At 71.0% G+C, this 9,916-nt stretch carries 9 protein-coding genes; 2 read left to right on the forward strand and 7 right to left on the reverse strand.

Features of this window, described 5'->3' with window-relative positions:
• From IEZ03_RS34865 to IEZ03_RS34885, 5 genes are all read right to left on the reverse strand, one after another.
• Positions 1-2,469 (reverse strand): MMPL family transporter (locus tag IEZ03_RS34865; RefSeq protein ID WP_189241269.1); only part of this gene is annotated, 2,469 nt, incomplete at its 3' end.
• 159 nt (positions 2,470-2,628) lie between these two features.
• A complete protein-coding gene (locus IEZ03_RS34870) occupies positions 2,629-4,425 on the reverse strand; it encodes a fatty acyl-AMP ligase (protein ID WP_184889876.1) in 1,797 nt (598 codons plus the stop codon).
• 249 nt (positions 4,426-4,674) lie between these two features.
• A complete protein-coding gene (locus tag IEZ03_RS34875) occupies positions 4,675-4,923 on the reverse strand; it encodes a TFIIB-type zinc ribbon-containing protein (RefSeq protein ID WP_132054400.1) in 249 nt (82 codons plus the stop codon).
• A gap of 161 nt (positions 4,924-5,084) precedes the next feature.
• Positions 5,085-5,690, reverse strand: coding sequence for a hypothetical protein (locus IEZ03_RS34880; protein ID WP_189241270.1), 606 nt, complete (start codon positions 5,688-5,690; stop codon positions 5,085-5,087).
• Positions 5,691-5,877: 187 nt separating this feature from the next.
• Entirely contained in the window at positions 5,878-6,198 is a 321-nt protein-coding gene (locus IEZ03_RS34885) for a hypothetical protein (RefSeq protein ID WP_189241271.1), read from the reverse strand.
• Between the two features lie 845 nt (positions 6,199-7,043).
• Between IEZ03_RS34885 and IEZ03_RS34890 the strand changes: the two genes are divergently transcribed.
• A complete protein-coding gene (locus IEZ03_RS34890) occupies positions 7,044-7,790 on the forward strand; it encodes an IclR family transcriptional regulator (protein ID WP_268248589.1) in 747 nt (248 codons plus the stop codon).
• A gap of 54 nt (positions 7,791-7,844) precedes the next feature.
• Here the strand turns inward: IEZ03_RS34890 and IEZ03_RS34895 are convergent, their stop codons facing one another.
• On the reverse strand, positions 7,845-8,207 hold the full coding sequence (locus IEZ03_RS34895; RefSeq protein WP_184889880.1) for a YkvA family protein: 363 nt from the start codon (positions 8,205-8,207) through the stop codon (positions 7,845-7,847).
• A gap of 334 nt (positions 8,208-8,541) precedes the next feature.
• On the opposite strand from IEZ03_RS34895, the gene IEZ03_RS34900 reads away from it, so the two are divergent.
• Positions 8,542-9,528, forward strand: coding sequence for an alpha/beta hydrolase family protein (locus IEZ03_RS34900; protein WP_184889882.1), 987 nt, complete (start codon positions 8,542-8,544; stop codon positions 9,526-9,528).
• A gap of 57 nt (positions 9,529-9,585) precedes the next feature.
• On the opposite strand, the gene IEZ03_RS38360 is transcribed toward IEZ03_RS34900, so the two are convergent.
• Positions 9,586-9,916: septal ring lytic transglycosylase RlpA family protein (locus IEZ03_RS38360; protein WP_229808774.1), on the reverse strand; the 331-nt coding region annotated here is incomplete at its 5' end.

The following is a 9,916-nucleotide window of genomic DNA, read 5'->3' on the forward strand; positions in this document are numbered from 1 at the left end:
GGCGGCGGGCGCCGGGTCGAAAGCGCCGGGCGCCGCGTCGGGGCGGCCGCGCCCGCCTGCCGAGGCCGCCCCCCTGGGCGCCGGACGTGGTTCCCCGGGGGCCTCTTCCCAGTGGATGGCGTACGGATAGGGCTGCTCATCCGGCAGGCGCGGCGGGACGGCGGGGACGGGCGGCCCCAGGACGGAGCTGCGTTCGCGCAGGTCCATGCGGGCGTGCAGGCCGGCGAGGAAGCCCGGCAGCCACCAGTTGGCGGCGCCCATGAACCGCATCGTGGCCGGGACCAGCAGGGAGCGGACGAGCACGGCGTCCACGACGACGGCGACGAACATGCCGACGCCGATGAGCTTGACGACGGTGATGCCCGCCGTGCTGAACGCGCCGATGACGACGAGGAAGAGCAGCGCGGCGCTGGTGATGATGCTGCCCGTGTGCTGCATTCCGCGCGCGACCGCGGCGCGGTTGTCGTGGGTGAGGTCCCATTCCTCGCGGATGCGGCTGAGCAGGAAGACCTCGTAGTCCATCGACAGGCCGAACACGACCGCGAGGATGAGGATCATGCTGGTGGCCTCGACGCCGCCGGTGGGGGTGAAGTCGAGGATCCCGGCGAGGTGGCCGTACTGGAAGCCCCACACGATCGCGCCGAACGAGGCGCCGATGGACAGGACGTTCATCGCGATGGCCTTCAGCGGCAGGACGATCGAGCCGAAGAACATGAACAGCAGGATGAACGTGGCGACGCCCACGACGAGCGCCATCTTCGGCAGGGATTCCATCAGGCTGGACATCAAGTCCATCTGCGCGGCCGTGCTGCCACCGACGTCTATGTGCATCGGGTAGCCGTCCTTGGCCAGGTGCATGTTGCGGATCTCTGTGACGAGGTCCTGGGCACGCTGGTCCATCGGCTCGTACTTGTGCGTGACGGAGATGCGCACGCCGCCGTACGTGCCGGAGTAGCCGGTGAACTGCGCCTCCGACACACCGGGGAGCGACCCCAGCTTCTTCCTGAAGTCCTCCAGGTAGGGAGGGATGGGGTCGTTGCCGCTGGGCGTCCAGTCACGCGGGATGAGGTCGCCGGAGACGACGACGTCGATGGGCTCGGCGGACCCGTTGGGGAAGTTCTGCTTGATGGTCTCCACCACGGCGCGGGTGGGACTCTCCTTGGGGAGGACGCGAGCGTCCACGCTGCCGAACTGGACGTTCAGGAACGGCACGAACATCACGCCCAGGATGATGATGACGATCGTGAAGTACGGCAGCGGGTGCTTCATCACGCTCTGGCCGAGGCGGTACCAGAAGCCGCTGTTGGGGTCTCGCTGCGCGCGCTTGGCCGTGGGCCGCCGCCACGGCATCCGGCCGAATTCGACGCGCGGCCCCAGGATCGCCAGGAGCGTCGGCAGCAGGACGGTGGCGCCGAACACCGCGACCATGACGGTGGCGATGCCGGCGAGGCCGATCGTCCGGAGGAACATCTGCGGGAAGAGCAGGAGTCCCGCGAGGGCGGCCGAGACGGTGATGCCGCTGACCACGATGGTGCGGCCGGCGGTGGCCATGGTGGCGGACAGGGCGCTCTGCCTGATGGGACGCAGGGCTTCTCTGTACGCCCTCTTCGCGGCCTTGCGCGACTTCCGGTCGCGTTCCTGTTTCCAGGGTTTGCCTGGCGCGATCCCCTGCGCGGCCATGCCGCGCCCTAGTTCCTCACGGAAACGACTGATGATGAACAGCGAGTAGTCGATGGCCAGACCGACGCCCATCATCGTGACGACTTCCAAGGCGAAGGACGTCACGTCCGTGGTGTAGGTGACCACGTGCAGGACGGCCAGTCCGCCGATCATCGAGAACACGGCCACGATGAGCGGCAGGAACGAGGCGGTCAGGGCCCCGAACAGGATGATGAGGAGGAGGAGCAGGGGCAGCGCGGTCATCAGTTCCGCGCGGATGATGTCGTTGACGACCTGCTTGCCGAACTCCTCGCCGAGAGGCACGCTGCCGCCGAACTCGACGGTGAGCCCTGGCGCGGCCAGGCGGTCCTTGATGGCGTGGTAGTTCTCGATCTGGGCGGCGCCGTCTTCGCCCTTCAGCTTCACGGCGACGAACGTCGAGCGCCGGTCGTGGGAGGCGAACGTCTCGGCGGACTTACCGTCGAACGACCAGTACGAGATGATCTCTTCGACGTTGGCCTGGGGCAGCCGCGCGATGGTGGTGACCACGCTCGCCTGGTAGCGCGGGTCGTCCACCGTCATGGTGTCGCTGCTGTAGAGGACGAGGACGTCGGGGTTGGTGCTGCCGAAGTAGGTGGCGCCGAGCTTGGCGACGAGCGTCGAGGAGGCGTCGGGGTCCTCGAAGCCGCCCTCCTTGAACTTGGAGAAGACGCCGAGGCCCCAGATGCCGGCGACGCACATCATGGTCAGGATCAGAGCAAGGCTGGTCCAGCGTCGCCGGTGGATGAGACGCCCCAGCCCCGAAAGCATGATCCTCCTGTGTCGTCACGGCCGCGCGGGGCCGCTTCGCCCCGGCGGCCCGTCGCTCGCCCCGGACCACCGACCGTCGGCCGCCGGTCGTCCGTCCAAGACGGCACGTTCGTCCAGGATGGTACGTTCGCCCATCCCGGACGGGTGCGCCCTTTGCGCCTACTTACGAGACGCCAGACGAGCCTCTGTCGTTGGCAGCTCGCCGTCAAGGTAGCGCTGACGCGTGGCCGCACGAGCGATCTTTCCGCTCGACGTACGGGACACGCCACCCGGTTCGATCAACACGAACTCGTGGACGCTCATCTCATGCTCGACGTTGATGGCGCCCCTTACGGCCGACTCCACCTCGTGGAGGTCCAGCCGTCCGAGCGGGACGCGGCGGTTGCGCTCGGCGACGACCACCAGTCGCTCGGTCTCCTCGCCAGGCAGCGCGAACGCGGCGACGTGATCGGGGCGGATCGCCGGGTGCGCCTCCTGCGCGGTGACCTCGATGTCCTGCGGGTAGTGGTTGCGGCCGTCCACGATGATGAGGTCCTTGATGCGGCCTGTGACGTACAGCTCGCCCTCGTGGACGACGCCGTAGTCACCGGTCTTCATCCAAGGCCCGGACGGCAGGTCCCCAGGCTCGGACAGTTCGCCGCCGAACGTGTCCTGGCTGCGCTCGGAATTGCGCCAGTAGCCGGGAGCGGTGTTGGGGCCGTGCACCCAGATCTCGCCGACCCTGCCGTCCGGCTGCTCGACGCGGGCGTCCGGGTCGACGATCGCGACGATCTGCCCGCACGGCCGCCCGCACGACACCAGGGTGCTGGCCCGCTCGGAGTCCTCGCCGCAGAGCCGCAGCTCGCCCTGGGTGAGCGCGTCCCGGTCCACAGTGATGATCTTCGGCGGCGTGTCCTCGGCCGCCGCGGACACGAACACGGTGGCCTCGGCCAGGCCGTATCCCGGCGCCTGCACGCCCGGACGCAGGCCGGCGGGCGCGAACGCGTCCGCGAACATCGTCAGCGTGGACGTGCGGATCGGCTCCGCGCCGTTCAGGCACGTCGTCAGCCCGGACAGGTCGAGCTGGGCGATCTTCTCCGGCGTCGCCTGCGACGCGACGTACTCGTAGGCGAAGTTGGGGCCCGCGGTGTAGACGTTCTTGCTCGGACGCTCCGCGATGAGTTCGAGCCACCGCATCGGGTTCATGATGAACGAGACGGGGTCGGTGTAGATGGCGTGGTCACCGCGCACCAGGGGCAGCGCCATGGTGGCGATGAGGCCCATGTCGTGGAACAGGGGCAGCCAGCTCACCAGCTCTGGGTTGGGCTTCTCCGGCGCCCATCCGGCCCAGAGCTGCGCGGCGTTCGCCGTGACGTTCCCGTGGGTGATCTCCACTCCGGCGGGGCGGCGCGTAGAGCCGGACGTGTACTGCAGGTAGGCGAGGTCGTCGAACGCGACCGGCTCGTCCTCCCACCGGTCCACGAGGGAGAGGTCGATCTCGTCCGCGAACACGATCTCCTTCGGGTTCGGGACGTCGTGGTCGGCGAGGAACTTCTCCACGTGCGGCAGCGCGTTCCGCGTCGTGACGATGACCGCGGGCTCCGCGTCGGTGTAGGCGCCGATCAGCCGGTCGGCGTGGCCGGGCAGGTCGGGCGAGAACAGCGGCACCGCGATGACGTGCGCGTGCATCGCGCCGAGCATGGTCATCATGTACTCGAGGGTCTGCGGGAGCAGCAGCGCGGCCCGCTCGCCCGGTCCGGTGACCTGGCGGAGCGTCACGGCCGTCGCCCGTGCGTGCCGCTCCGTCTCGGCCCAGGTCAGCGTGACATGGGCGCCGGACGGGTCGGTCGAGTAGTCGACGAAGGTGTAGGCCGGGGCGTCCGGCTTCTCCTTCGCCCACCTCGCGACCCGCTCGATCAGCGGGGTGCGGCCGGAACCTCCGGGCAGGAGGTCGGGGAGCAGCGAGCCCAGTGCCATTGATCAATCTCCCGAGGGGACGGGCCGGACGAGGCCTAGGGGGATGCTACGGCCGGACTGACGCTCCGGCCGGACGACCGTGTCCGGCACCCGGGCGACCGGCGATGATCGTCAAGCTACCCGATGGTAGTCAGTGCGCGATATTAGCCCGCGGTCACATTCGCCAAAGCGGGGTTTGTCACCGCCGTGACAAGAGGAAAACCCCCATTAACAGGGCGCCGTACGCCCCGTCACCGACCGTGCCCGCCGCTAATGATCACCGGAGAAGATCTGCTGCATGATGCCCCTGCGGTGCCGTCCCTGGTACGTCGTCTCCGGGTTGACGTCGTCCGGAAGCGCGGCGAGGTAGCGGCTCTCCGCGTCGATCAGCTGTTCGAGTTCCCCGCGATCCAGAAAGACGCCCTTGCATCCCGGGCATTCCTCGATCACGACCCCGTGGCGTTCATGTGTGCCCAGCGCGGATTCGCACTTCGGGCAGCGCAGCGTCGCGTCTGACATACCGGATCCCCTGTCCGTCACGACAGCGTTGACTGGTCAGGCGGTTAGCTTACTGACAGACCCCCCCAATTGGGACGGTACAGGGACAATCATCCACGGATTCGGTTGCCCGGCTCCGGCGGAGCCCCGTTCGGCTCGTCCCCGGGCCGCCCCGGAAACGATCACGTCAGCGCGCCTTCCGGCTCCGCCGCCGCGGCGCGGTACAGCGTGACCCGCCGCCGCCACAGCCCGACGCAGGCGATGCCCCACAGCAGCCCGATCTCGGCCACGAGCGCGACGCCGACGACGATCGCCCAGTCCGTCTCGTCCTGCTCGCTCATCGCGGTCGGGGACATCAGCGTCATCCGGCCCTCGCCGGCCCGTGCCGGGCCGGCCTGCTCGGGAGCGGTCAGGGGCGGCGGCAGCGGGATTTCGCCCGGTCCCGGCGCGTTCGGCGCGGGGACGGACGGGGCGCCCGCCGGGAGTTCCGGCAGGAGCGGCTCCGGAGCGCCCGGCGCCTCCGGCCCGGTCCCTGGCCCCACCCCTCCGGCGCCGCCGGGCGGCATCGGGAACGCGCCGCACTCCTCACCGGGCCGGCATCCGTCACCGCCGAAGGACGTCTCGGGGCCCGCATGCGGCGTCCCGTGCCCGCCGGGCTCGTCGGCCGTCCGGGGCTTCACCGCGCCACCGGCGGACGGCCCGCCGGTGGGCGCACCGCCCGCACCGGGCGGCGTCCCCGGCTTCGCCACCCCCGCCTCAGGCTTCCCGCCCTTCGGTTCCCCGCTCACCTTCGGGTGCCCACCGGCCTTGGGATGCCCATCAGCCTTCGGGTCAGCCCCTTGCTTCGGATGCCCCCCAGCCTTCGGGTCCCCATTCGCCTTCGGGGTTCCGCCAGATTTCGGGCTCTCACCGGCCTTCGGCTTCCCGCCGGCCTTCGGATTTGCACTTACCTTCGGGTCTCCATCCGCCTTCGGGTCACCACTGGCCTTCGGCGTACCGCCAGGCGTCGGGTTTCCGCCGGTCTTCGGCGTACCGCCAGACTTCGGGTTCCCACTGGTCTTCGGGTTCCCGCCGGATTTCGGTTTCCCGCCGGTCTTCGGGCTCCCGCTGGTCTTCGGGGTCGTGCCGGTCTTCGGGGTCGTGCCGGCCTTCGGGCTCTCGCCGGACTTCGGGCTTCCGCTGGCCTTTGGTGGGGTCCCGCCGGACTTCGGGCTCTCGCCCGGCCTCGGGTTCCCGCTCGCCTTCGGCTTCCCCCCGCTGGGCGTCCCCGCCGTGCACGGCCGACCGCCCGTGCACGTCTCGCCGCCCCCACCGGCAGTTGTCTTCGGCGGGGACACTCCGCCCCCGGGCTCACCCGAGTGGCCGTCCGGGCTCGGCTTCGGGCCGCTGGGTGTGCCCGCGTCGCAGGGACGCGGCTCCGAGACCTCCCGGCACTGCTGGACGTCCGTGCTCGGCTCCGGAGCGCCGGGTTGGTCGATCACCGCGCGGATCGAGCGGCTCTCGGTGTTCGCGGCGTCCGCCACCGCGAGGACGCTCAGCGGCATCCTGGGCCCCTCCGATCCCGAGCCTGCCCCCGTCCCGCGCGGCAGTTGGACGGTGGCCGTCCGTTCGGCCGCCTTCTCGCCGACGTCGCCCAACGCGCACCGCAGCACATCCGGAGCGGCCTTGGCGCAACTCGACGAGAACGTCGCCCAAGACAGCGGCCACTCAGCGGCCAGGCGCAGCGTCACGTCCTGCGCGATGCCGCCTTGGGCATGCACGCGGACCTTGTACGTGAGCGCAGGGCCCTCGCCCGTGGTCGTGCTGCCGGCCGCCGACATGGTCATGAGCAACCGGACACCGGACGAGCGCTCCCCGAGCCCCGCGGCCGCGGCCGGGCCGGCGAGCATCAGCGGCGGTACGGCCAGTGCGATCGCAGCCCAGAGTGTCCTTCGGCCCCCCGTGTGCAACCCGTTCCCCTCTCGCGGTTTCCGCTGTCCCTACGGCTGCCAGGGGGGCGGCGATACGGCGCCGGGCACACAGGGTTATTGCCAGGTTCGGCGCGCGTGTAACGTGCATCACTCTGCCGAACGCACGTCTTCCGCAGAGCGAAATCGTTTCTCCGTAGAATCGGGTGAATCGTCGGGGAGAGGAGACGCGGGGTGGCGGAGGCCGTTCGGTCGCTGGAGCGTGCGTTCGATCTGCTGGAGCACCTGGCGGACGCCGGGGGCGAGATGGCGCTGTCGGAGCTGACGGAGGTCTCCGGGCTGCCGATGCCGACGATCTACCGCCTGATGCGGACGCTGGTGAACCAGGGCTACGTGCGCCAGGAGCCGTCCAAGCGCTACGCCCTCGGCCCGCGCCTGGTCCGGCTCGGCGAGGGTGCCAGCCGCCTGCTGGGCACGTGGGCGCGCCCGGTGCTGGCCCGCCTCGTGGACGAGGTCGGCGAAACGGCCAACATGGCGGTGCTGGAGGGCGACGAGGCCGTGTACGTCGCGCAGGTGCCGTCCAGGCACTCCATGCGGATGTTCACCGAGGTGGGGCGGCGCGTCCAGCCGCACTGCACGGGCGTGGGGAAGGCGCTGCTGTCGCAGCTGCCCGACCAGCGCGTCACGGAGATCCTCGCCCGTACCGGCATGGCGGCGCACACGCCCAACACGCTCACCTCCCCGGACGCCCTGCTGTCCGAGCTGGCGCGGATCCGCGAGCAGGGGTACGCGCTGGACGACGAGGAGCAGGAACTCGGGGTCCGCTGCGTCGCGGTGCCCCTGCGGGGCGCGCCCGCGCTGACGGCGATATCCGTGTCCGGCCCGTCGGGGCGCATGACGCGCGAGGCCGTCCCGAACGTCGTCCCCATCATGCGGGAGGCCGCCGAGCGCTTCGCCAAGGAACTCGGCCCGAGCACGTGAAAGGCGAGACCGCCGCACGGACGGTCTCGCCTTCCTGGAAACCAGTAGCTCTTGTCAGTCGACGGGTTCGCCGACGAGGACGGTCGGCCGGCCCCCGCGCTCCCAGGCGACGAAGTCGCCCGCGGACTTGACGAGGACCGTCGCCATCCATAGGGCCATGCCCGTGTCGTCGGCGATGCCCACCACGGGGATCATGTCGGGGATGGCGTCGATCGGGGAGACGATGTAGACGAGCCCCAGGGCGAGCAGTCCGAGCGTCTTGAAGGACATGCCCTTGTACTGGCCGCGGAGGACCGACTTGAGCATCCGGGGCACGGCCCGCGCCCGCTCCCACAGACCAGGGGCGTCGGGTTCCAGGGTCTCGCGATAGATCTGCCAGGCCTGCCCTGCGGCGGCCGCATTGCGCTTCCTGTCCACGAGCACTCCTCAGACGGACGTCAGGAGGGCGCGCCCCCGCGGCGCCCACGTATGTCTACGACGCGACGAGTGCCGGAAATGTTCCCCTCGAAAGGCCCTGCGGCGAGGCTCACACCCGTCCCGGCGAACCGCTGCCGGACTGATCGCGAAATCGCCGGACGAAACACCAAGGGCCGCGTGAGAAGGCTCACTCTCGCCGCGCACGTGCGGCGGTTCACGGCGTGTTGCGCGGCGTTCACTGGAAGCATGTCGCCCGCGGGAGGAGCGCCGCCTCCCCCGGCACGACCGGCACGACCGGCATGGCCGTCGACCACCGCAGGAGCCGAAGACCGATATGAGCGGCGACCATACGCATCCCGTCCATGGCACCGCGGCCGGCGATTCCTACGTCGCGCTGCCCCCGACCGCGGTCGACGCGTCCCCGGCGGGCCCGACCCGGGTGATCGTCGCCTGGCCCGGCTTCGACCCGCCCCGCACGGCGCGGGCGCTGGCGGCGGCGACCCCGATGACCGGCGTCCCGGTGTGGCGCGTCTACCTCGACCTGCCGTGCAGTTCGCCCGGCGGGCTCGAATCGGGCGAGATCCTGCGGACGGAGGCCATCGAGACGTACTGCGCGGCGGTCGAGGACGCCGTCCGGCGCCTGCCATCGGCCCTGGCGGACGTCCGCAGCGACCTGGCGATCCCCGACGGCCCCATCGGGCTCGCGGGGTTCAGCGTGGGCGGCGCCGCAGCGCTGCTGGCCGCGGCGCGCGACGTGGTGCCGGTGAGCACCCTCGCGCTCGTGGCACCGGTCGTCGCGCCCTCGCGCGCCGCGCGGGAGGTGGAGAAGCGCTCCGGCCTCGGCCTCTCCTGGACGGACGAGGCCCACGAGCTCGCCGACCGGCTCGACCTCGCCACAGTCGCCGCGGACCTGGCCGGACGGGACGTCGCGACCCTGCTCATCGGCGGTGCCGCCGACCGGGCCGTCCCCGCCAGGGAGATCACCGCGCTGCGCGACGTGCTGCGCCGGCACGGCACCGGGCCCGTGGAGTCCACCACGTTCCGCATGGGGCACGCGCTCGCCGCGGAGCCCGGCACCGAGGCGCAGCCGCCCATCACCGAGGCCGTCCGGGTGGACGGTGTCCTCACCGACTGGTTCCGGGAGCGGCTCGCCGCCACGCCAGGCGACCGGCTCGCGGGGGCTCCGCGAGCGCCCGAGAACGAGGACGTGGCGCCCCACGGCTCGGAAGACGGTGCCTGGTCCCTCGATTCGGGCGGCGGTCCGCCGGAAGCCCGGGAGACCGCCGAACCGTGGAGCGCGGGCGCGGGCAGCGCACGCTGAAACCGCCCGGCGGGCACGCCGACGCGCCCGCCGGGCGGGTTGTGCTCTATTGCTGGATCAACCGCGCGAGAGAACCTCGTACCGGACCGGGATCACGCCCGAGCCCGTGCCGCCGACCTTCTTCATGGCGGCCCTGGAGAGGTCCAGGCAGCGGCCGCTCACGAACGGGCCGCGGTCGTTGATGCGGACGGTGACGGAACGGTCGTTGTTCTTGTTCGTCACGCGGACCTTGGAGCCCATCGGCAGCGTCTTGTGCGCGGCCGTCAGGTCGCTCGGGTCGAAGGGCTCGCCGCTGGCGGTCATCTGCCCCTGCCAGTAGTACGAGGCTTCGCAGGACCCCGACTCCAGGACCTTCCGCTTCTTCTTCTTTTTGGCCTTCGGCGCCGGC

The sequence above is a fragment of the Actinomadura livida genome (assembly GCF_014648675.1).
Lineage (GTDB): Bacteria > Actinomycetota > Actinomycetes > Streptosporangiales > Streptosporangiaceae > Spirillospora > Spirillospora livida.

What these genes read in the sequence shown, in the direction of transcription:
- IEZ03_RS34875 (WP_132054400.1), bottom strand. Translation starts at nt 4,923, where the DNA reads ATGTCAGACGCGACGCTGCGCTGCCCGAAGTGCGAATCCGCGCTGGGC.
- IEZ03_RS34900 (WP_184889882.1), top strand. Translation starts at nt 8,542, where the DNA reads ATGAGCGGCGACCATACGCATCCCGTCCATGGCACCGCGGCCGGCGAT.
- IEZ03_RS34870 (WP_184889876.1), bottom strand. Translation starts at nt 4,425, where the DNA reads ATGGCACTGGGCTCGCTGCTCCCCGACCTCCTGCCCGGAGGTTCCGGC.